20 protein-coding genes, 1 tRNA gene and 1 pseudogene are annotated in these 22,128 nt (G+C 63.2%); 10 read left to right on the top strand and 12 right to left on the bottom strand.

The annotated features are described in order from the left end of the window. Positions 1 to 77: 77 nt before the first annotated feature. On the bottom strand, positions 78 to 551 hold the full coding sequence (locus WM94_RS28230; protein ID WP_004375231.1) for a peroxiredoxin: 474 nt from the start codon (positions 549 to 551) through the stop codon (positions 78 to 80). A gap of 11 nt (positions 552 to 562) precedes the next feature. Continuing rightward, positions 563 to 1,123, bottom strand: coding sequence for a glycine cleavage system protein R (locus tag WM94_RS28225; RefSeq protein ID WP_013973793.1), 561 nt, complete (start codon positions 1,121 to 1,123; stop codon positions 563 to 565). Positions 1,124 to 1,382: 259 nt separating this feature from the next. Between WM94_RS28225 and dapA the strand changes: the two genes are divergently transcribed. The 5 genes from dapA to WM94_RS28200 all read left to right on the top strand — a co-directional run bounded on the left by dapA (position 1,383) and on the right by WM94_RS28200 (position 5,088). Next, positions 1,383 to 2,270: a 4-hydroxy-tetrahydrodipicolinate synthase gene (gene dapA, locus WM94_RS28220; protein WP_061552682.1), complete on the top strand. Its 888-nt coding sequence runs from the start codon at positions 1,383 to 1,385 to the stop codon at positions 2,268 to 2,270. Positions 2,271 to 2,285: 15 nt separating this feature from the next. After that, positions 2,286 to 3,407, top strand: a complete 1,122-nt coding sequence (gene bamC, locus WM94_RS28215) for an outer membrane protein assembly factor BamC (protein WP_061552681.1) — start codon at positions 2,286 to 2,288, stop codon at positions 3,405 to 3,407. Then, on the top strand, positions 3,408 to 4,166 hold the full coding sequence (locus tag WM94_RS28210; protein WP_039613970.1) for an MBL fold metallo-hydrolase: 759 nt from the start codon (positions 3,408 to 3,410) through the stop codon (positions 4,164 to 4,166). 30 nt (positions 4,167 to 4,196) lie between these two features. After that, on the top strand, positions 4,197 to 4,907 hold the full coding sequence (purC, locus tag WM94_RS28205) for a phosphoribosylaminoimidazolesuccinocarboxamide synthase (RefSeq protein ID WP_004375217.1): 711 nt from the start codon (positions 4,197 to 4,199) through the stop codon (positions 4,905 to 4,907). A 91-nt stretch (positions 4,908 to 4,998) separates the two neighbouring features. After that, positions 4,999 to 5,088, top strand: a tRNA-Ser gene (locus WM94_RS28200). Between the two features lie 167 nt (positions 5,089 to 5,255). On the opposite strand, the pseudogene WM94_RS30355 reads toward WM94_RS28200, so the two are convergent. From WM94_RS30355 to WM94_RS28190, 3 genes and pseudogenes are all read right to left on the bottom strand, one after another. Beyond that, a pseudogene (locus WM94_RS30355) lies at positions 5,256 to 5,336 on the bottom strand (chloride channel protein); the annotation flags it as partial. A 38-nt stretch (positions 5,337 to 5,374) separates the two neighbouring features. Beyond that, entirely contained in the window at positions 5,375 to 6,736 is a 1,362-nt protein-coding gene (nhaA, locus tag WM94_RS28195; RefSeq protein WP_013973790.1) for a Na+/H+ antiporter NhaA, read from the bottom strand. A 161-nt stretch (positions 6,737 to 6,897) separates the two neighbouring features. Next, on the bottom strand, positions 6,898 to 8,352 hold the full coding sequence (locus WM94_RS28190) for a TrkH family potassium uptake protein (protein WP_023660685.1): 1,455 nt from the start codon (positions 8,350 to 8,352) through the stop codon (positions 6,898 to 6,900). 220 nt (positions 8,353 to 8,572) lie between these two features. Between WM94_RS28190 and WM94_RS28185 the strand changes: the two genes are divergently transcribed. Then, positions 8,573 to 8,764, top strand: coding sequence for a YhfL family protein (locus WM94_RS28185; RefSeq protein ID WP_003254720.1), 192 nt, complete (start codon positions 8,573 to 8,575; stop codon positions 8,762 to 8,764). A 152-nt stretch (positions 8,765 to 8,916) separates the two neighbouring features. Here WM94_RS28185 and WM94_RS28180 read toward each other — a convergent pair whose 3' ends face one another. Continuing rightward, the gene (locus tag WM94_RS28180) at positions 8,917 to 9,969 is read right to left on the bottom strand and encodes a proline racemase family protein (protein WP_061552680.1); all 1,053 of its coding nucleotides are present in this window, start codon (positions 9,967 to 9,969) and stop codon (positions 8,917 to 8,919) included. A 404-nt stretch (positions 9,970 to 10,373) separates the two neighbouring features. On the opposite strand from WM94_RS28180, the gene mqo reads away from it, so the two are divergent. From mqo to WM94_RS28165, 3 genes are all read left to right on the top strand, one after another. Continuing rightward, positions 10,374 to 12,011 carry a malate dehydrogenase (quinone) gene (gene mqo, locus WM94_RS28175; protein WP_061552679.1) on the top strand — a complete coding sequence of 546 codons (1,638 nt, stop codon included), beginning with the start codon at positions 10,374 to 10,376 and terminating at the stop codon, positions 12,009 to 12,011. Positions 12,012 to 12,256: 245 nt separating this feature from the next. Continuing rightward, positions 12,257 to 12,901, top strand: a complete 645-nt coding sequence (locus tag WM94_RS28170) for a hypothetical protein (RefSeq protein ID WP_013973786.1) — start codon at positions 12,257 to 12,259, stop codon at positions 12,899 to 12,901. After that, positions 12,901 to 13,518, top strand: a complete 618-nt coding sequence (locus WM94_RS28165; protein WP_013973785.1) for a metalloregulator ArsR/SmtB family transcription factor — start codon at positions 12,901 to 12,903, stop codon at positions 13,516 to 13,518. The genes WM94_RS28170 and WM94_RS28165 overlap by 1 nt, the downstream gene beginning before the upstream one ends. Before the next feature lie 119 nt (positions 13,519 to 13,637). Here the strand turns inward: WM94_RS28165 and WM94_RS28160 are convergent, their stop codons facing one another. Next, a complete protein-coding gene (locus WM94_RS28160; protein WP_003259528.1) occupies positions 13,638 to 13,973 on the bottom strand; it encodes a helix-turn-helix transcriptional regulator in 336 nt (111 codons plus the stop codon). Between the two features lie 50 nt (positions 13,974 to 14,023). On the opposite strand from WM94_RS28160, the gene xenA reads away from it, so the two are divergent. Next, the gene (xenA, locus tag WM94_RS28155) at positions 14,024 to 15,115 is read left to right on the top strand and encodes a xenobiotic reductase XenA (RefSeq protein WP_024087583.1); all 1,092 of its coding nucleotides are present in this window, start codon (positions 14,024 to 14,026) and stop codon (positions 15,113 to 15,115) included. Between the two features lie 124 nt (positions 15,116 to 15,239). On the opposite strand, the gene WM94_RS28150 is transcribed toward xenA, so the two are convergent. The 5 genes from WM94_RS28150 to WM94_RS28130 all read right to left on the bottom strand — a co-directional run bounded on the left by WM94_RS28150 (position 15,240) and on the right by WM94_RS28130 (position 21,784). Further along, the gene (locus tag WM94_RS28150; protein ID WP_061552678.1) at positions 15,240 to 16,487 is read right to left on the bottom strand and encodes an FAD-binding oxidoreductase; all 1,248 of its coding nucleotides are present in this window, start codon (positions 16,485 to 16,487) and stop codon (positions 15,240 to 15,242) included. Positions 16,488 to 16,489: 2 nt separating this feature from the next. Then, on the bottom strand, positions 16,490 to 18,067 hold the full coding sequence (locus tag WM94_RS28145; protein ID WP_061552677.1) for an aldehyde dehydrogenase (NADP(+)): 1,578 nt from the start codon (positions 18,065 to 18,067) through the stop codon (positions 16,490 to 16,492). A gap of 157 nt (positions 18,068 to 18,224) precedes the next feature. After that, positions 18,225 to 19,172, bottom strand: coding sequence for a dihydrodipicolinate synthase family protein (locus tag WM94_RS28140; protein WP_013973780.1), 948 nt, complete (start codon positions 19,170 to 19,172; stop codon positions 18,225 to 18,227). Between the two features lie 45 nt (positions 19,173 to 19,217). Further along, complete coding sequence (locus WM94_RS28135) at positions 19,218 to 20,144, bottom strand: 4-hydroxyproline epimerase (RefSeq protein WP_061552676.1); 927 nt, start codon at positions 20,142 to 20,144, stop codon at positions 19,218 to 19,220. 23 nt (positions 20,145 to 20,167) lie between these two features. Beyond that, entirely contained in the window at positions 20,168 to 21,784 is a 1,617-nt protein-coding gene (locus tag WM94_RS28130) for an APC family permease (RefSeq protein ID WP_061552675.1), read from the bottom strand. Positions 21,785 to 22,128: the final 344 nt, after the last annotated feature.

The following is a 22,128-nucleotide window of genomic DNA, read 5'->3' as shown; positions in this document are numbered from 1 at the left end:
CGCTCCTACAGGGATACGCGATTTCCTGTAGGAGCGGCCTTGTGTCGCGAAAGGGGCGCAAAGCGCCCCCAACGATCTCAAGCCTTGTTCAGGGCCTGGGCAGCAGCCAGTACTGCATCCACATGCCCGGGCACCTTCACTCCGCGCCATTCGTGGCGCAGCACACCGTCCTTGTCGATCAGGAAGGTGCTGCGGTCAACGCCCATGTATTCCTTGCCATACAGCTTCTTCAGCTTGATTACGTCGAACAGCTGGCACAGGGCTTCGTCCTTGTCGCTGATCAGCTCGAACGGGAAGCCTTGCTTGGCCTTGAAGTTCTCGTGCGACTTGATGCCATCGCGCGACACGCCGAACACCACGGTGTTGGCTGCGGCAAAGGCATCGTGCTGGTCACGGAAACCCTGGCCCTCGGTGGTGCAGCCCGGGGTGCTGTCCTTCGGGTAGAAGTACACCACCACCTGCCGGCCCTTGAGCTCGGCCAGGCTGACGGTTTGCCCGCTGGTGGCCTGGGCCTGGAAGTCGGCAACGGGTTGGTCGAGTGCTACAGCCATGGTCGGTTTCCTTACATTGGGTTCTGTGGACGCCATGGCTCGATCAGCGCATCGAGGTTCAGGGCATCGGCAAAGTCCAGGAACTGGTCACGCAGCCAGCTGATCTGGGTGCCGGCCGGCAGAATCACGGTGAACTGGGCGTTGAGCATGCTGCTGCCGGTCTGCGGTGCCAGGTAGGTATCGCAGGTCATGGCTTCCAGCTCGACGCGGTGGTCGAGGAAGAACTGGCACAGCTCGTTGATGATGTCCGGCCGGTAGGCGGCGCTGACGTAGGCCACGTAGGGCAGGGCCTGCGGGCGCACTTCCTGGTCGGCGCTGCGCACCACGTCCAGGGTCAGGCCGTGCTTCTTGCCCAGGCCCGGCAGCATGGCTTCGAGGCGTGCCAGGGCGTCCCAGCTGCCACCAACCTGCAGTACCAGGGCGCTGGTCTCGCCGTGGCGGCTCAGGCGAGAGGTGACCACCGCGCAGCGGTTCTCGAACGCAGCGCGGCTGAGGACGTTGGCCAGTTCCATGGGGTTCGGGCCCAGGGCACTGATGACAAGGAATTGTTCGCGGACGGTGGGGGTGGACATGCAGCATTCCTAAAGCGATGAGCGGTCGGCACAGGACGGGCGAAAGCCTCCTGTCGGCAGGGCCCGGGGCTCGCATGCGAGGTCGTGGACGCTGGCGGGGAGCAAGGTCGACGGCCCGGCGGGCCGCGCTGCACCGATCAAAGCATCAAGGGTAGCGAAATAAGGCGCCGAGGGGAATGCTCCGCCCGCCTGCTTCGCTTGTGCAAGGCCGATGCCCCCAGTACCATTACCGCTCTCTTTTTCCGGCAGGAGCAGTTACATGATTGCGGGCAGTATGGTGGCATTGGTCACTCCCATGGATGCACAAGGGCGTCTTGACTGGGACAGCCTCGACAAACTTGTAGACTTCCACCTGGAAAACGGCACCCATGCGATCGTCGCTGTCGGCACCACCGGTGAGTCCGCCACGCTGGATGTCGAAGAACACATCCTGGTCATCAAGCACGTGGTTGAGCGCGTCAAGCGCAGCAGCCGCCGCATCCCGGTCATCGCCGGCACCGGTGCCAACTCCACTGCCGAAGCCGTGCACCTGACCCAGAACGCCAAGAATGCCGGTGCCGACGCCTGCCTGCTGGTGGTACCGTACTACAACAAGCCGACGCAAGAAGGCCTGTACCAGCACTTCAAGCACATCGCCGAAGCCGTCGACATCCCGCAGATTCTCTACAACGTACCCGGCCGCACCTCCTGCGACATGCAGGCCGATACCGTGATCCGCCTGTCGAAGGTCAAGAACATCATCGGCATCAAGGAAGCCACCGGCGACCTGGTACGCGCCAAGGCCATCCTTGATGGCGTCGACAAAGACTTCATCGTCCTGTCCGGCGATGACCCGACCGCCGTCGAGCTGATCCTGATGGGCGGCAAAGGCAACATCTCCGTCACCGCCAACGTCGCCCCGCGCGAAATGGCCGACCTGTGCGAGGCCGCCCTTGCGGGCAATGCCGAGAAGGCCCGCGCAATCAACGAAAAACTCATGCCGCTGCACAAGGACCTGTTCTGCGAAGCCAACCCGATCCCGGTGAAATGGGCGCTCGTCGAAATGGGCCTGATGCACAAAGGCATTCGCCTGCCGCTGACCTGGTTGAGCGAAGGTTGCCACGAAAAAGTCCGTACTGCCTTGCGCCAGTCCGGCGTACTGGTTTAAGAGGAAGTACACCGCATGAAGCGACTGGCTGGTCTTTCCGCCCTTGCCCTGATCATTTCCAGCACCAGTGGGTGTGGCTGGCTGTGGGGCGAGGATGGCTATTTCCGCGACCGCGGCAGCGATTACCTGCAGGCGCGCCCGACTGCGCCGATGCAGCTGCCGCCGGACGCCAGCAACGTCAAGCGCCTTGACCCGCTGCTGCCGATCCCGCGCAACGTCGCCGACGACAGCGCCACCGGCGAATTCGAGGTGCCTCGCCCGCAACCGATGACCGGTGGCGCCGCCCAGGTTACCGACTACAGCCTGCAGCGCAGCGGCAGCAGCCGTTGGGTGCTGGCCCAGCATTCGCCGGCCGAGGTATGGCCGGTGGCTCGCCAGTTCTTCGAGGACAACGGCTTCCGCATCGCCGAAGAGCGTCCGCAGACCGGCGAATTCAACACCGCCTGGCAGCGTTTCGACGAACTGTCGGCATCGCTCGGCCAGCGCCTGGCCAGCACTGCCAGCAGTGCTGACAGTGAAGTGCGCGTGCGTGTGCGCATGGAGCCTGGCGTGCAGCGCAACACCTCCGAGGTGTATGTGGTCAGCGTCGAGCGCCCGGCTGGCAGCACTGCCGAGCACGATTTCCCGTCCACCTCCAGCAACACCGGTGCCGATGCCCTGCTGGTCGACGAAATGCTTGCCAGCATGAACCGCAGCGCCGAGAAGGGCGGTTCGGTATCGCTGCTGGCCGCGCGCGATTTCGACGCGCCAAGCCGCGTCAGCCTGAGCGAAGACGGCAGCGGCAACCCGGTGCTGTACCTGGGCGCCGACCTGGACCGCGCCTGGTCCAGCGTGGGTCGTGCCCTGGAGCAGGGTGGCGAGTGGCGTGTCGAGGACATCAACCGCAGCCTTGGCCTGTACTACATCAACCTGTCTGAAAAGCCTGAAGACAAGCAGAACCAGCCTGGCTTCTTCGGCCGCATGTTCGGCAGCGAACCGACCAAGGAAGAGCGTGAAGCCCGTGCCGAGCGCTACCAGGTTCGCCTGAGCAAGGTGGGTGAGAGCGTGCAGGTCACGGTCGAGAAGAACATCAACACCGTGGCCCCGGCCGATGTCGCCCGCCGCGTGCTGAGCGCCATTCAGGACCACCTGGGCTAAGTGCGCTTCGCGGTACTCGGAAGCGGCAGCCAGGGAAACGGCACGCTGATCGCCAGTGGTGACACGTTCATCCTGGTCGATTGCGGGTTCTCCCTGCGTGAGACCGAGCGGCGCCTGGCGCTGCTCGGCGTGTCGGCGGCCCAGCTCAGTGCGGTACTGGTCACCCACGAACATGCCGACCACGTGCATGGGGTCGGCTTGCTGTCACGGCGCTACAATGTACCGGTCTACCTCAGCCAGGGGACCTTGCGCGGCATGCGCAAGCCGGTGGAGGTGGCCGGTTTTCTCGCTTGTGGCCAAAGCCTGCGTATAGGCAGCCTGGAAGTGACCGCGGCGCGGGTCGAGCACGACGCCTACGAGCCGCTGCAGTATGTGGTCAGTGACGGCCAGCGGCGCTTCGGCATGCTGACCGACCTGGGCTCATACGACGCGCTGCTGCTGGAGCGTTACCAGCGCCTCGATGCGCTGCTGATCGAGGCCAACCACTGCCGCGACCTGCTGGCACGCGGTCACTACCCGGCCTTCCTGAAACAGCGGGTGGGTGGCATGCAAGGACATTTGAACAATCACCAGGCCGCGCGCCTGGTGCACGAGTTGGGCTGGAGCAACCTGCAACACCTGGTGCTGGCCCACCTCAGCAGCAAGAACAACCTGCCACACTTGGCTCGCCAGTGCTTCGTCGACACCCTTGGGTGCGACCCGGACTGGCTCCAGGTGGCGAATCAGGAACACGGGCTCGACTGGCGCGAAATCGCCTAGCCCAACACCTCAAGCAAGCGGAGCCCAATCATGGAAAAACGCGACGAACTCTACCGCGGCAAGGCCAAATCGGTTTACAAGACCGACGACGCCGACCGCTTGATCCTGCTGTTCCGTAACGACACTTCGGCGTTCGACGGCAAGCGCATCGAACAGCTCGACCGCAAAGGCATGGTGAACAACAAGTTCAACGCCTTCATCATGCAGAAACTGGAAGAAGCCGGTGTGCCGACCCAGTTCGACAAACTGCTGGGCGACAACGAGTGCCTGGTGAAGAAGCTGGACATGATCCCGGTCGAGTGCGTGGTGCGCAACTACGCCGCCGGCAGCCTGGTCAAGCGCCTGGGCGTGGAGGAGGGCATCAAGCTGGAGCCGTCCACCTTCGAGCTGTTCCTGAAGAACGACGAGAAGGGCGACCCCTTCATCAACGAATCCCACGTTGTCGCGTTCGGCTGGGGCACTGCCGAGCAGCTGGCCGAAATGAAAAAGCTGTCGCTGAAAGTCAACGAAGTGCTGAGCAAGCTGTTCGATGATGCCGGCCTGCTGCTGGTCGACTTCAAGCTGGAATTCGGCGTATTCCATGGCCAGATCGTGCTGGGCGACGAGTTCAGCCCGGACGGCTGCCGCCTGTGGGACAAAGAGACCCGCAAGAAGATGGACAAGGACCGCTTCCGTCAGGGTCTGGGCGACGTTATCGAAGCCTACGAAGAAGTTGCCAAGCGCCTGGGCGTGCCGCTGTAAGCGGTGCGTTCACGCAAGCGCCTGATACCACGCGATTTTTTTTAAAAAAAGGTTTGCGTTTTAAAAGAACGCTGGTATGATGCGCGGCATTGGAGAGATGCCGGAGTGGTCGAACGGGACGGATTCGAAATCCGTTGTATTGGCAACAGTACCTAGGGTTCAAATCCCTATCTCTCCGCCATACGCGAAGTAGCCGAAGCCCCCGAAAACGTTAAAGTTTTCGGGGGCTTCGTCGTTTCTGGCCATTGGGTTAGGGCAAATTCAGGGCAGAAATTGAACATGCGAGGCCGTGTCGGGCATAGCTTTCGGCTAAGAGCACCGGCGTTGCTCCAACGTGCGGCTCGGTTACTCAATGGCAAACACCATACCGGCCAGAGGCGCGTTTAAGGCCGCCGCAATGCCCACTGCGCCCCCGGCAAGTATCGAACCCCACTTGCGTGATAGAAGTGGGTCGCCAGTCAGGTTTTCTAGGTCATCGAACTTGCTTTGGTCATGGCAGATGCTTTACGGATGCTGTATGCACCCCAGGCCAGGCCAAGCAATGCTGCAATCACCGATGCCGAAAGCACGCCAAGTTTCGCCGCCCCCAGCGCGCCAGGATCGACGAAGGCGAGATTGGCAATGAAGATCGACATGGTGAAACCGATGCCGGCCAGCAGCCCGACCAAGGTGATGCTGCGCCAGCTCACCTCGGCGGGAAGCGCGCACCAGCCCAAGCGGACCATCAGCCAACTGACGCTGACGATGCCCAAGGGTTTGCCAACTACCAGAGCGACAGCGACGGCGATCATCACCCACTGCGGGGCCTCGGCTGACAAATCGACACCCGAAAGATTTACCCCGGCATTGGCCAAGGCAAACACCGGCATGATGCCGAAGGCTACCCAAGGGTGCAGGGTGCCTTGCATGCGCACCACTGGTGGCACCAGTTCGCGCTGGGCCAGGCGCAGGCGCTTCAACGGGTCCATGAGGTCGCTGGCATCGCGCTCGGGCGCCCTGGCGCGCCCCAGCAGCTCTCCGGTGAATCGGCTGATTGCATCCAGTGGTCGCTCGCGCATCGGCATTGCGGCCACTGGCGTCATCAGGCCCAGCACAACGCCTGCGAGGGTGGGGTGGGCTCCGGTCAACAAGATGCCCAGCCAGGTGACAAAGCCGGGAATGATATACGCGTAGGCCGAACCCACTCCGATCTTCTGCAGCCCGATCACCATCAGCAGGCCGATCAGCGCAACCCCGAAACCGCTGTAATCGAGGCCGCCCGAATAGAAGAACGCGATGATCAGCACTGCGATGATGTCATCGATGATGGCCAGGGCCAGCAGAAACACGCGGACGTTGGACGGGATCGACTTGCCGAGCAGCGCCAGGACACCTACCGCAAAGGCGATATCCGTAGCCGTCGGTACGGCCCAGCCTTGTTGTTCCGCCGCAGCGTGACCAAAACCCAGGTAGAAGAGCGCGGGTACGGCTACACCGCCAATGGCGGCTGCCATGGGCAGCATGGCCTGCCGAAGGCTGGACAGTGCGCCCTCGTGGATCTCGCGACGGATCTCCATGCCCACGACAAGGAAGAAGATGGTCATCAAGCCATCATTGATCCAGAAATGCAGCGACTGTGAATAGATCAGCGAACCCACGCCGATCGTCAACGGTGTATGCCAAAGGGCGTCGTAGCTTTCGGCAGCCGGGGAATTGGCCCAGATCAGCGCAGCAATAGCTGCAACCAGTAGAACGATGCCGCTGACCGCTTCAATGTGCAGAAAGCGTTCAAGGTTGGCGAAGGCACGCTCGGCCAATTCCTGGGCGCGAGACAATTCCTTTTTTTGCATAGGCGCAAGTACTCCCGCATGGCGGCCCGACCTGCGCTGTTCTTTAACCTGCCCCACTGCACCGTGCAGCTGGCACCCGTGCGGTAGTCTACCGAACAACCGCTACTCAAGGCTATGACGTGACCGTGAATGAGCGCGAAGATGGGCGGGTAACCTCTGGCCTAGAATCGCCAGAAAGCTGGAGAGACGAGTACCAGTACGGTCAGGATTTCGAGCCGTCCAAGCAGCATGCCGACAGTCAGCAGCCATTTGGCAGCGTCCGATAACGAGGCGAAATTACCTGCAGGACCGATAAGCGTTCCCAGCCCCGGGCCGACGTTGCACACGGCGGTAGCGGCCCCGCTCAATGCCGTTGTCCAGTCGAGCCCTAGCAGCGAGAGGCCAAGGGCGATGACCGCGATGGTGACTGAGAAGAAGAACGAAAACGTCAGCAGTGAGCGCACGATCTCTTCATCGATCGGGTGCCCATTGTATTTTTTCGAGATCGTTGCCCTTGGATGGATCAACTGTTTCAGGCTGCTGACAAGCAAGGCCGCGGCCACCTGGAAACGGAATATCTTCAGGCCTCCAGCGGTAGACCCCGAGCAGCCACCGACGAACGTCAGGTAAAAGAACAGCATGATGGCGAAGCTGCCCCAGAGCGTGTAGTCGCCCACGGCAATGCCCGTGGTGGTCACCACGGAGGTGACGTTGACCGCCACGATACGGAACGCATCCCACCATGACAGATCGCTGTGCAAGCAGAGCCAGGTTCCGACCGTGAGCCAGATGAAGACGAGAAAGCCAATGAAACCGCGGACTTGATGGTCATCGAACAGGATGCGCCGATGGCCACGCAGCGTGGCCACATACAGGGTGAAGGGGAGGCTGCCGAGGATCATGATGACAACGGCTACCCAATGCACCGCAGGCTGCCCCCAGTGGCCCAGCGAGGCATCGGAGGTAGAGAAACCACCGGTTGAAATCAGTGCCATCGAATGATTGATGGCTTCGAACGGGGTCATGCCGGCAGCCCACAACGCCCATGTTCCCAAGACTGTCAGGCCCACATAGATGATCAGGATCATCTTGGCCGCAACATGCGAGCGGGGTGTCACTTTGTCTGACCAATCCGAAGATTCGGTCTGGAACAGGCGCATGCCACCTACGCGCAGCAGGGGCAGGATCGCGACAGCCATGCCGATAAAGCCGATGCCGCCCAGCCAGTGCAGCAAAGACCGCCAGATAAGCAACCCGGGCGATGCATTGTCCAGCCCGGTCAGTACCGTCGAGCCGGTGGTGGTGATCCCTGACATGGTTTCGAAGAACGCGTCCGTGTAACTGATGTGCCGGATGAACACCATCGGCAAGGCCGCAAATGCGCAAACGATGACCCAGCTTGCCGTTGTGAGCAGGTACATATCCCTGGCGCGCAGTTGCGGTGCGCCGGGAGCGCCTCGGGCGACCATGACCAGGCCTGCGCAGAGCACGATAAGGCTTGACCAGACGAAAGCGCCGAGATCATCGCTGCGGTCGTACAGCAGCAGTGTCAGCATCGGGATTACCATGCTGACGGCCAAGGTGATCAGGAATACACCAATAATGAAGGCTATGAAGCGCAACGCTGGAAGCGGCATTAGTTGAGCTCGTGCGGACAATGCCGGCAGTATTGCCTGCCGCACAGCAATGTCGAGTAAAAAAGCCGTAATGTCTTAGGACAGTTCATACAGAGCCACTCGATTGTTGCACAGGTGCAACTAGCCAGTGCACCTTGCGGCTTGGATCCAATGCCAGGGTTCTGTATCATCCCGGCGCCATCAGACGATGGCCGAAGATGATTCATTTAAAGGACTTAGTATGAAAAAGCTGTTCAAGGCTACTGTAGCCGTTGCTGTCGTTTCGGGTGTTGCCCTGCTGTCGGGTTGCACTGGTCAGGTTTACAACCAGCCAAAAAACTGCACCTACGACTACCTGTTCCACCCTTCGGTTTCCATCTCCAAGATCATCGGTGGCTGCGGCCCGATCGATAAACTGCCTCAGCAGCAGTAATCTTGGCGGTACCCTGATCGCGACGCTTGCGGCGTGATCCAAGGCCCCCGGTCATCTACATGGCCGGGGGTTTTTGTTTGTGGGCACTTCAGATGCAGGTCTTGCCAGAAGGCCCGGCTCGCGGATACCAGTGCATTGAACGCTGCCTGGGCTCAGGCCCAGATATCACCGATGGTAAAGCCTTCGGGGAACGGGTCGTCGTGGTCGAGCACGAAGGTGTTCAGGCCGTAGATCCAGCTTTTGCCGGTGATGGTTGGTACCACGGCCTCGTTGCCGCCGATGCTGGTTTTATCGATCAGGCGGCCGGTGTAGATGTTGCCGAGCAGGCCCTGATGGCGGAAGTCCTGGTGCAATGGCAGCTCGCCCTTGGCGTGCAGGGTGGCCATCTTCGCCGAGGTGCCGGTACCGCACGGGGAGCGGTCCAGCGCCCCGGTCCAGGTGGCCGGGTCGTCCCACGAGAACTCGCCGCAGGTCATGGTCACCGCGTTCTTCCAGTCGGCGTTGGGGTCTTCGCTGGGGCCGGATAGCTGCGAGATGGTAATGCCGATGCCCGGGTAGTCGGGGTGTGCCACCGGCAGTTGCTCGATAGCCGCCTGGCGGATCATCGACGATACCCGGGCGATTTCGGCGCCGTGCTGCGGGATCAGTTGCAGGCCTTTGAACTGGCGCACGTCGGCGATCACATAGAACATGCCGCCCCAGCCCACGTCCACGCGCACTTTGCCCAGGTGCGGTACGTCGATTTCGGCATCCAAGTGTGCGGCGAACGCTGGTACGTTCTGGAAGGTGACGGCCTTGACCTTGCCGCCCTCGCATCGGGCCTTGATGCGGATCAGCCCGGCCGGGGCCTCCAGCACCAGCTCGGTGAGCGGCTCCTGCATCGGCAGCATGCCCATCTCCAAAAGCACGGTGGCCACCGAGATGGTATTGCTGCCGGACATCACCGGGTACTCGATCTGCTCCATGATGATGTAGCCGGCGTCGGCCTCGGGGTGGCTTGGCGGGACGATGATGTTGCAGCAGTGCGCCGGATAGCCGCGCGGTTCACGCAGCATCAGCTTGCGCAACTGGTCGTCGTTGGTTTCGAGCCATTTCATCTTGGCGTGTACGCTGTCACCGGGTATGTGCGGTACGCCGCCTGTGATGACGCGCATGGGGATGCCGGCGTGGGTGTCGACGGCGTGGATGGTGCGTTTGAATGACATATGGGCGGCCCTGTTCAGGTCGGATTGAGGCGGGGTCTGGGGCGCAGGATAAAGCGGTAGGGCGGGCCTGTAAGTCGAATAATTCCGATCGGGTGACCGGTTTTTTGAATGGCATTTGCGCAGGCCTGTGCCGCCCCTTTCGCGGGCAAGCCCGCTCCCACACGGGCGCACAGGCCTGAGACAACCCGCCACCTTGACTCCCGGGCCGGCAATTTGTTTGTGCTGGCATTTAAGTTACAATCGGAAAAACGATTCAGCCTTGTCGGTCAATTCGACAAAAGGCCGAGTCGTTTTCTGGTTCTCTGGCTGCTGAACAATGATCAACAACAAGCCTGCGCTGCAGAACACGCTTTACCTGGGCCAGCCACAGGCCCGCCCTCTGTTCTCCTGACTGGAATCGATCAATGTTCAAGAAAGCTGGCAAGACCTTGCTGGGTCTGGCTGTCGCTGCAAGCGTCATGCAAGCGCACGCCGCAGAAACCAAGAAAGTAGATGTGCTGCTGGTCGGCGGCGGCATCATGAGCTCGACCCTGGCCGTGTGGCTGCACGAGCTGGAGCCAAGCTGGTCGATGGAAATGGTCGAACGCCTGGATGGCGTGGCCGAAGAAAGCTCCAACGGCTGGAACAACGCCGGTACCGGCCACTCCGCACTGGCCGAGCTGAACTACACCCCGGAAGACAAGGACGGCAACGTCAACATCGCCAAGGCCATCGAAATCAACGAGGCCTTCCAGATCTCCCGCCAGTTCTGGTCGTGGCAGGTCCGCCAGGGCGTGCTGAAGAACCCGCACTCGTTCATCAACACCACGCCGCACATGAGCTTCGTGTGGGGCGATGACAATATCAAGTTCCTGAAGAAGCGTTACGACGCGCTGCAGGCCAGCCCGCTGTTCCGCCCGATGCAGTACTCCGAGGACCACGCGCAGATCGCCAAGTGGGTCCCGCTGATGATGGAAGGCCGCGACCCGAACCAGAAGCTGGCCGTGACCTGGACGCCAATCGGCACCGACGTCAACTTCGGCGAGATCACCCGCCAGTTCGTCGGCCACCTGAAAACCCAGGAAAACTTCGACCTGAAGCTGTCCAGCGAAGTGCAGGACATCACCCGCAACAAGGACGGCTCGTGGCACGTTGAGTACAAGAACCTGAAGGACGGTAGCGAATCGGCTACCGACGCCAAGTTCCTGTTCATCGGTGCCGGTGGCGGCGCGCTGAAGCTGCTGCAGAAGTCGGGCATTCCTGAAGCCAAGGAATACGCAGGTTTCCCGGTGGGTGGCTCGTTCCTGGTGACCGAGAACCCGACCGTGGCCATGCAGCACATGGCCAAGGCCTACGGCATCGCCTCGACCGGTGCGCCACCCATGTCGGTTCCGCACCTGGACACCCGCGTGCTGGATGGCAAGCGCGTGATCCTGTTCGGCCCATTCGCCACCTTCTCGACCAAGTTCCTGAAGAACGGCTCGTACCTGGACCTGCTGAGCAGCACCACCACCCACAACGTGTGGCCGATGACCAAGGTCGGCATCGATCAGTACCCGCTGGTGGAATACCTCGCTGGCCAGTTGATGCTGTCTGACGACGACCGCTTCGAAGCCCTGCGTACCTACTTCCCGAACGCCAAGAAGGAAGACTGGCGCCTGTGGCAGGCCGGCCAGCGCGTGCAGATCATCAAGCGTGATGCCGAGAAGGGCGGCGTGCTGAAGCTGGGCACCGAAGTGGTCGCTTCCGAAGACCGCACCATCGCCGGCCTGCTGGGTGCATCGCCAGGTGCTTCGACTGCGGCACCGATCATGCTGAACGTGCTGGAAACCGTGTTCAAGGAGAAGGTCGCTACCCCAGAGTGGCAGGCCAAGATCAAGCAGATCGTGCCAAGCTACGGCACCAAGCTGAACGACTCGGCGGCAGCCACCCAGAAAGAGTGGAACTACACCGCTGAAGTGCTGCAGCTCGAGAAACCACCGGTGATCGACGAAAGCGTCGGCACCACTGTTGCACCGAGCCAGCCGGCCGAGAGCAAGCCTGAGAACGACATGGCGCTGTAAGCGGCCATTGTTGTGACAGAAGCCACGGGGGAGACCTCGTGGCTTTTTTGTTGCCTGTGTCCGGCCCCTTCGCAGCACAAGGCTGCTCCTACAGGTACGGCGCCGTATCTGTAGGAGCAGCCTTGTGCTGCGAAGGGGCCAGCTCAGGAAACCACTGATCGGAAACCCAGCTCAGCCCCAATAAAAACATATTTTGATGCTTAAATTAATCTTGTCAGTCGATCCCCCTCCAGGAGGGTGCCGTCATGAACATCAAGATTGCCGCCTTACTGCTGCTCGCCCTGTGCGCCCAGCCGGCATGGAGCCAAAGCTACTCCTACTCCAGCGAAACCCCTGCCGCCAAACCTGCCGAATCTGCTGCAATGACCACGCGCATGGCCCTGCGCGACCTTTGGGTCGAGCACATCTTCTGGGTGCGCAACTATGCCGTGGCCAATCAAGCCGGCAACGCCAAGGAGGCTGAAGTCGCTGCCAAGGAAGTGGTCACCGACGCCACCAGGATCGCCAACAGTATTGCCCCGCTGTACGGCCAGCCTGCCGCCGATCAGTTGCTGAAGCTGCTGGCCGGCCACTGGGGCGCCATAAAGCACTACAGCGACGCCACCGTGGCCAAGGACAAAAAAGGCCAGCAAGCCGCGGTCAACGAGCTGACCAGCAATGCCAAGGCCATCGCCGCGTTTCTGGCCAAGGCCAACCCGAACCTGCCCGAGCCGACCCTGCTGACGCTGCTCAGCGCCCACGGCGGGCACCACGTGGCCCAGATCGACCAGTTGGCGGCCGCTGACTACGTAGGCGAGGCGCGCACCTGGGCGATGATGCGCGAGCATATCCTGACCCTGTCCGATGCTCTGGCTGCGGCGTTGGTCAAACAGTTCCCGGACAAATTCTGATGCTCGAAGGCCTGGGCCGTACCCAACAGGACCTGCTCCATGCGTTGCTGCTCCAGCCGGCCGGCATGAGCATCGACGACCTGGCGCAGGCCCTGGCAATCACCCGCACGGCGGTGCGCCAGCACCTGGCAGCGCTGGAGCGCGACGGCCTGGTCAAGCGTGGCGCTACCCGGCCCACCGGGCGACGCCCGGAGCAGCTGCACGAGCTGACCGAACAGGCCCGCGAACTGTTCCCGCGGCAGTACCCGTTGCTGGCCAACCTGCTGATTGCGGAAGTGGCCGGCTTGCTGGGGCAGGAGGCGTTGCTGGCGCTGATGCGCCAGCTGGGGCGCAAGCTGGCGGCGGACCTGGAGCACCAGGTGGTGGATGAGGCACGCATCGTCGAGCACATGAACAATGCCGGGTACGAGGCACAGGTGTTCTTCCGCTCTGGGGGCGAGCCGCAGATCGTTGCGCACAATTGCGTGTTCCATCACCTGGCCAAGGCTCACCCGGTGGTGTGCGAGCTGGACCTGGCGCTGATCGGGGCCTTGGGTGGGGCCGAGGTGAGCCATGAGGAGTGCATGCTCAGGGGAGGGCAGGTATGCCGGTTTGCCCTGGGCAAGAAAGAAGATTGATTTTGCCTGTTCTGGCCCTTTCGCGGGTAAACCCGCTCCCACAGAGATCGCACAGGTCTTGAAGACAGTGATTACCCTGTAGGAGCGGGTTTACCCGCGAAGAGGCCGGCACAGGAAAATCACTGCTGCCGCAGAATGCAGTCCAGCAGCCCGGGAAACCGCTCCCCCAGCATCTCGCTACGCAACGAATTCATGTGGGTAGTCCCCACATTGCGGGTATGCACCAACCCCGCATCACGCAGCACGCGAAAATGGTGGGACATGCTCGACTTCGGCCGGCCGCCATCCAGCTCGCCACAGCTGGCTTCGGCCACGCCCGCCAGGTGGCGCACGATACCCAGGCGCACCGGGTCGCTCAGGGCATAGAGCAGGCGTTCCAGGGTGAGGTCTTCAGAATTGGGATGTTGATAGGCTCGCATGGTCGTCATGATAACGGGGCTATCATTAATTGCCATAGTTCGATTATGATCGAACAATCGTAATCAGATAGCCCGGGAGCTTGCCCATGTCCGCTTTGTTCGAACCGTATACCCTCAAGGACGTCACCCTGCGCAACCGCATTGCCATTCCACCGATGTGCCAATACATGGCCGAGGACGGCATGATCAACGACTGGCACCACGTGCACCTGGCCGGCCTGGCCCGTGGCGGTGCCGGCTTGCTGGTGGTCGAGGCCACTGCCGTGGCACCGGAAGGGCGCATCACCCCCGGTTGCGCCGGCATCTGGAGCGATGCCCACGCCCAGGCTTTCGTGCCGGTGGTGCAGGCAATCAAGGCCGCCGGTTCCGTGCCGGGTATCCAGATTGCCCACGCCGGGCGCAAGGCCAGCGCCAACCGCCCGTGGGAGGGTGACGACCACATTGCCGCCGACGACGCTCGCGGCTGGGAAACCATTGCCCCGTCCGCCATCGCCTTCGGCGCGCACCTGCCACGAGTGCCGCGCGAGATGACCCTGGACGACATTGCCCGGGTCAAGCAGGACTTCGTCGATGCCGCCCGCCGTGCGCGCGATGCCGGTTTCGAGTGGATCGAGCTGCACTTTGCCCATGGTTACCTGGGCCAGAGTTTCTTCTCCGAGCACTCCAACAAGCGTACCGACGCCTACGGTGGCAGCTTCGACAACCGCAGCCGCTTCCTGCTGGAAACTTTGGCAGCGGTGCGTGAGGTATGGCCAGAGAACCTGCCCCTGACCGCGCGTTTTGGTGTGCTGGAGTACGACGGCCGCGATGAGCAGACGCTGGAAGAGTCGATCGAACTGGCGCGCCGTTTCAAGGCTGGCGGCCTCGACCTGCTGAGCGTGAGTGTCGGCTTCACCATTCCCGACACCAATATCCCGTGGGGCCCGGCGTTCATGGGCCCGATTGCCGAGCGCGTGCGTCGTGAGGCGAAGCTGCCGGTAACCTCGGCGTGGGGTTTTGGTACGCCGAAACTGGCGGAAGCAGCGCTGCAAGCCAATCAGCTGGACCTGGTATCGGTAGGGCGTGCGCACCTGGCAGACCCGCACTGGGCTTACTTTGCGGCCAAGGAGTTGGGGGTGGAGAAAGCCTCCTGGACCTTGCCTGCACCGTATGCGCACTGGCTCGAGCGTTATCGCTGAGGCATGAAGGGGGCTGCTTTGCAGCCTATTCGCGGGTAAACCCGCTCCCACAGGATCGCCACTGCCCTCAAGGCCTGCGCGATCCCTGTGGGAGCGGGTTCACCCGCGAAGAGGCCAGCACAGGCTAAAACCGGTCCAACCGGTAAGCCGCCATATCAGCCCCACTCTCCCTGTCAGCCAACCGCCCCACCCATTCCGCTGTCACCGCCGCCTGGGTCAAACCCAGGTGCTGATGCCCGAACGCCAACAAAACCCGCCCATCACACACACGGTCGATCACCGGTAACGAATCTGGCAATGAAGGCCGGAAGCCCATCCAAGGCGTCGCTCCCTCAACACTCAGGTCCCTCCTGAACAACCCTTTGCTCAACCGGTGCAACTGCCAAGCCCGCTGCATGCTCGGCGGCGCGTCCAGCCCGGCGAACTCCACCGTGCCGGCCAGGCGCAGGCCTTCGGCCATGGGCGTCATGATGAACTTGCGCTCCAGCGATGTGACTGCAAACGGCAAACGCTGATGCTCGCCAGGCAACATCAGGTGGTAGCCGCGCTCGGTGTCCAGCGGCACCTGCTTGCCTGTCAGTGTGGCGGTCAACCGCGCGGAATGCGCACCACAACTGATCAGCACCTGGCGGGCATCGAGCGTGCCCTGATCGCTGGCCAGCCTGACCCCGCCGCTGTGCAGCCGCCCGCCATCGACCTGCGCCTGGACAAAACGCACGCCACTGGCCTTGGCCGCTTCGAACAGTTCGCACACCACCCGGTAGGGGTCGATGAAGTGCCCGGTACGTGGGAAGAACAGCCCACCCAGCAACGACGGGCTCAGTTGCGGCGCTGCCTCGCGCACAGTGTCGGCCGACCAGAAGTCCACCGCCACCGCCTGCTGTTGCATGCGCGCGCGCAAGGCCTCCAGGGCCTGGCGCGACTCCGGCCGCTCGAACACCAGCAGCGAGCCATCTTCCTGAAACAGTTCGCCGCGCCCGATCGAGCCCAGCAGCCGCTGCCAGGCACCCAGGCTGCCTTCGTTCAACGAGCGGATGCCGGCCACGCTGCGCTGGAACGGGCCAGGGCGCAGGTTGAGCAGCAGGCGGGTGAACCACGGCATGGCCTTGGGCAGGTACTTCCAGTCCAGGCGCAACGGGCCCATCGGGTCCAGCAACATGCGCGGCAGGCGTTTGAGAATCGACAGGTCGGCAATCGGGAATACCTGCTCGGTGGCCAGGTGCCCGGCGTTGCCGTAGGACGCGCCTCGACCGGGTGCCTGGCGGTCGACCAGGGTTACCCGGCGGCCTTGGCGGGCCAGTTGCAGGGCACAGGCGACGCCGACAATGCCGGCGCCGACCACGGCGATATCGGTTTCAGCGGTGTCGACCATGCTCAGCCTTCCCGTTTACCGTCGAGCAGGCGCCGAAGCTGCAGCGGGTTGCCGTGTTTCAGTGCCTGCGGCAGCAGGGCATCGGGGAAGTCCTGGTAGCACACCGGGCGCAGGAAGCGCAGGATCGCCGCCGTGCCCACCGAAGTGGTGCGGGCATCGGAGGTGGCCGGGAACGGCCCGCCGTGGACCATCGCGTCGCATACCTCTACACCGGTCGGCCAGCCATTGACCAGGATGCGACCAGCCTTGCGCTCAAGGGTCGGCAGCAGGGCGCGGGCGCTGTCGATGTCGGCATCGTCCAGTTGCAGGGTGGCGGTCAGTTGGCCTTCCAGATGCTCGGCCACCTGGCGCATTTGCTCATCGTTGGCGCAGGCCACCACCAGCGACGCCGCGCCGAAGACTTCGGCCTGCAACGCCGGGTCGGCGAGGAACGCTTCGGCCTGGGTCACGAACAGCTGCGCCTGGCACTGGTTGGGGCCTTGCCCGGCCTGGCCACTGGCGGCGGCCTGGGCATTGGCGTTTGCGGCCAGGGCGCCGACACCGGCCTGGTAGGCACTGAAGATGCCCGGGGTGAGCATGGTCTGCGCCGCAGCCTGGCGCACGTGTTCGCTGGCGGCGTCGATGAAATGCTGCAACGCCGGCCCCTGGCGGGCAATCACCAGGCCGGGGTTGGTGCAGAACTGGCCGGCACCCTGGGTCAGCGAGGCGACGAAGCCTTGTGCCAGTGCCTCGGCGCGGGTCTGCAGGGCGGTGTCGAACAGGAACACCGGGTTGATCGAGCTCATTTCGGCGTACACCGGGATCGGCTCGGGGCGGGCCTGGGCCGCCCGGCACAGCGCAATGCCACCGCTGCGCGAGCCGGTAAAGCCAACGGCCTTGATGCGCGGGTCGCTGACCAGCGCAATGCCCACTTCACGACCGGAGCCGTACAACAGCGAAAACACACCGGCCGGCAAGCCGCACTGCTTCACGGCCTTTGCCACTGCCTGGCCGACCAGCTCGCTGGTGCCCGGGTGGGCGCCGTGGGCCTTGACCACCACCGGGCAACCGGCGGCCAGGGCCGAGGCGGTGTCGCCACCGGCCACCGAGAAGGCCAATGGGAAATTGCTGGCGCCGAATACCGCAACTGGCCCCAGGGCCACCTGGCGCTGGCGCAGGTCGGCACGCGGCAGGGGCTGGCGCTCAGGCAGGGCATTGTCGACCCGCACGTCCAGCCATTCGCCAGCCCGCACCACACGGGCGAAGGTGCGCAACTGGGTGCAGGTGCGGCCACGTTCGCCCTGGATGCGCGCCTTTGGCAGGCCGCTTTCGGCCACGGCGCGATCGATCAGGGCATCACCCAGCGCTTCGATCTGCGTGGCGATGGTTTCGAGGAATTGTGCCCGTTGCTCGAGCGAGGTTTCGCGGTAGGCATCTAACGCCGCCCAGGCCAGGGCGCAGGCCTGGGCCACGTGTTTGCCGGTACCGCCGAGGTAGGCCGGTTCCAGCGCCTGGCCGGTGGCCGGGTCGATGGCACGGATGGCTTCGCGGCTGCCGGTTACCGGCGTCTGGCCGATCAGCAGGTTGCCTGTGAGGGTCATGGAGCCTCCTTTGGAATCAATATCAAGAGAGAGCGCGGCCTTTGTAGGAGCGGGTTTACCCGCGAAGCAGGCGACTCGGTGCCTGGCACCGGCTTCGCCGGTGTTCGCGGGTGAACCCGCTCCCACAGGGGCTGCGGCTCGGCCTGGAATCAGGTGATTAGGCCAGGTTCTGCTCAGCCGACCAGCTGGCGTACCAGCTGCGGAACAGCGCGTACTGCTGCTCGGCATAGTTGCGCTGGGCGTCGGTCAGCACGTCGGTCTCGTTGAAGTGCAGGCTGTATTCGCTGTCACCGTTCAGCACCATCAGGTGCTTGTAGTAGAGCACCAGGTCGCAGCCTTCATCGAACGACGACAGCACCGCCAGCGCCGCCTCCAGTTCACGCGCCAGTCGGCGGGCCTTGGCATCACCTTTGGCCGCCTGTTTGCTCAGGCTCACAAGGTGCAGCACCTCACGCGGCAGGGCGTTGCCGATGCCGGTGATGGCACCGGTTGCGTTGCAGTTGACGAAACCATGTACCACCTGGGTGTCGACGCCGACCATCAGGGTCACGTCGTCATCCTTGGAGGTGATGTGCTCGGCGGCGTAGCGCAGGTCGGCGCCACCGCCGAACTCCTTGAAGCCGATCAGGTTGGGGAACTCGCTGCGCAGTTCGAAGAACAGGTCGGCGCGGGTGGCAAAGCCGTAGTACGGGCTGTTGTAGATCACCGCCGGCAGCTTCGGCGCGGCTGCCAGGATGGCCGAGAAGTGGTGCTTCTGGGCAATCAGCGAGGCGCCGCGGCTGAGCACGCGGGGGATGACCATGAGGCCGGCGGCACCAACCTTGGCCGCGTGGGCGGCGTGAGATACTGCTTCACGGGTGTTCACCGCGCCGGTGCCGACGATGGTCGGGATGCCGGCGGCCACCAGGCGCGCCACGCCTTCCTGGCGCTCTGCTTCGGTCAGCAGCGGCCAGTCGCCCATCGAGCCGCAGTACACCACGGCGCTCATGCCGGCCTCGATCAGCTCGCGGCCCTTGCGCACCAGGGCGTCGAAGTCCGGCTTGCGCTCGGCGGTGCAGGGGGTCATCAGGGCGGGCATGGTGCCGGTGAAGATGTTGTTGGTCATTGTTGTCACTCCTCGCGATATTTGTTTTTTTGGAAAAAGCCGGGGTCAGATGCCCCAGGCGAACGGGTCCTGTTCGTCGATCAGCAGGGTGCTGTCGGCGGTCATGTAGGCGCGGCCGGTGATGAACGGGCGAATGCGTTCGCCGTCGCGCTCGTAGCGGCCCTGGAACTGGCTGCCGGTGATACTGGCCTGTACCCAGGTCAGGCCTTCGTCGAGCTTGCCGTCGGCGGCCAGGCAGGCCAGCTTGGCGCTGGTGCCCGTGCCGCAGGGCGAGCGGTCGTAGGCCTTGCCGGGGCACATCACGAAGTTGCGGCTGTCGGCGTTGGCGTCGTCGGCGAACAGTTCGACGTGGTCGATGGGGGCACCGTTTTCACCGGTGATGCCCTGGGCTTCGAGGGCCTTGAGCATCGCCCAGGTGTATTCGGTCAGCGCCTCGCGGTTGCCCAGCTCGATGCGCTGGCCGTGTTCGGAGACGAGGAAAAACCAGTTGCCACCCCAGGCGATGTCGCCGCGCACCGGACCATGGCCGGGCACGTCCACCAGCACCTGCTGGCGGTAGCGGTAGGACGGCACGTTGCCGACGGTTATGGCGCCGTCTTCATGCAAGGTGGCGCTGACCTGGCCGACCGGGGTATCGATCTTGTGCACGCCCGGTGCGATCAGGCCCAGGTGCTGCAGCGAGGCGACCAGGCCGATGGTGCCGTGCCCGCACATGTTCAGGTAGCCAGCGTTGTTGAAGAAGATCACCCCGCACGTGGCGTCGGCCGATACCGGTGGGCAGTAAAGTGCACCGACCAGCACATCGTTGCCGCGAGGCTCCAGCAGGCAGGCGCGGCGCCACTGGTCGTGCAGCTCGCGCAGTTCATCGCGCTGCTCGGCCATGCTGCGGCCATGCAGTTGCGGGAAGCCTTTCATCACCAGGCGGGTTGGTTCCCCGCCGGTGTGCGAGTCGATGACGTGAACGTGTTTCATGGGCATATCCATTCGAGAGTGGGTCAGGAGGCGACGGCGGCAGGGCACTGGCCTGGGTAGCTTTCGGAGGAGGCTTCGCTTTCATCCTCACCTTCCAGGCGCACCAGGTGGGCAGGCACGCCGGTGGCAGCGCCCCAGTAGTAGATGCCCAGTGCACAAGCGGCCACGACCAGGGTGTCGAACGGGTGGCCGAGCACTCCCAGGCCGCCGAAGCTGCCCAGCCACGACAACAGGATGGTCACCGCGTAGAAGCCGATCAGCCACGCCGACGAGCGCACTTGCTGGGCCAGCGACAGGTGCTGGGTCGGCACGAAGCGGCCGCACAGCAGGTACAGCACGAACATCACGATCTGCAGGGCCAGCAGCCACGACACGGTCTTCCAGCCCGACCAGTACACGATCAGCGCGGCGATGATGAATGACAGCGGGCCGAGCACGCCCATGCCCTTGACCCGGAACGGGCGCGGCATATCGGGGGCGTTGCGGCGCAGGGCGGCGACGGTGACCGGGGCCACGGCGTAGCTCAGTACCAGGGCGGCGGAAACCACGTTGATCAGCGCTTCCCAGGACGGGAACGGCAGGGTCCAGAACACCGACAGGCCAAAGGTCAGCCACAGCGCCGGGCGCGGGATGCCGGACTCGGCGTCGATACGGGTGAAGTACTTGAAGAAGGTGCCGGTCTGCGCCCAGCCATAGACCACGCGCGGGGTGGCGTTCATGTAGATGTTGCCGCAGCCGCTGGGCGAGATCACCGCGTCGGCCACCACCAGATAGGCCAGCCAGCCCACACCCAAAGCCAGGGCAATGTCGCGGTAGGGCAGGGCCAGTTCCTTGGTCACTGCGGCCCAGCCGTTGCTCAGCATTTCGGTCGGCACGCTGCCGAGGAAGGCCAGTTGCAGCAGGGCGTAGATCGCGGTGGACAGCAGTACCGAGAGGATCAGCGCGATGGGGATGGTGCGTTGCGGGTTCTTCACCTCGCTGGCCACCGAAATGATCGGCGTCAGGCCCAGGTAGGCGAAGATGATGCCACCGGCCGATACCGCCATTTCAACGCCGGACAGACCGAACGGGGCAAAGCCCTGGACCTCGAAGTTTTCCGGTTTGAAGAAGGTGAACAGCACGCCGATCACCAGCAGCGGCACGATGAACTTGAACACACTGACCAGGTTGTTGGCCTTGGCGAAGGTTTTCACGCTGCGGTAGTTGAGGAAGAAGAACAGCCCCAGCAGGGCGAACTGCACCAGCCAGCCGAGCACGGTCGGGTCGCTGGAGCCGGCCTTGGTCAGCCCGGGGAACCAGGCGGCGGCGTATTGACGCGAAGCGACCACTTCGATGGCGATCAGGCTGGAAAAGGCGATCAGGGTGATAAAACCCATCAAGTAGCCCAGCAGCGGGCCGTGGGAGTACACCGGGTAGCGCACCACGCCCCCGGCACGCGGCAGGGCAGCGCCCAGTTCGCAATAGACGATGCCCAGCAACAGTACGGCGAAGCCGCCAAGGAACCAGGACAGGATGCCGGCCGGGCCGGCGATGGCCGAGACGTGGCTGGCGGCGAACAGCCAGCCGGAGCCGAAGATGGCGCCTAGGCCGATGAAGGTGAGGTCCAGCAATGACAACTGTTTTTTGAATTTGCCTGACATGGGTTCGCCTTTTTGTTGGTTATTGGATAGGCAGGTCTGATGTCACGAGATGCGGCTTTTTGGGCCGCGCTCTTGTAGGACTTGGGGCGGCTTGCGTGGGGCATAGAGTGGACCGATCGGGGCGGCGGTTCTTGATGGTTTTCTGCAGGGGGGATGACGAAATCGGCACAGTTGCGAAAAAGCAGTGGTATGAGGGAAGGGTGGTGGATAGGCTGTAAGCCTTAACGCATAAGGGTTGTAGACATTTACTTGCTGTGCCGGCCTCTTCGCGGGTAAACCCGCTCCTACAGGTATCTCCGCAGCTTCGAGGGCTGCGCAGTACCTGTAGGAGCGGGTTTACCCGC

It is taken from the genome of Pseudomonas sp. ABFPK, assembly GCF_001586765.1.
Lineage (GTDB): Bacteria > Pseudomonadota > Gammaproteobacteria > Pseudomonadales > Pseudomonadaceae > Aquipseudomonas > Aquipseudomonas asiatica.
Note: the sequence above shows the minus strand (reverse complement) of the source record. Positions and strands in the feature narration are given on the sequence as shown.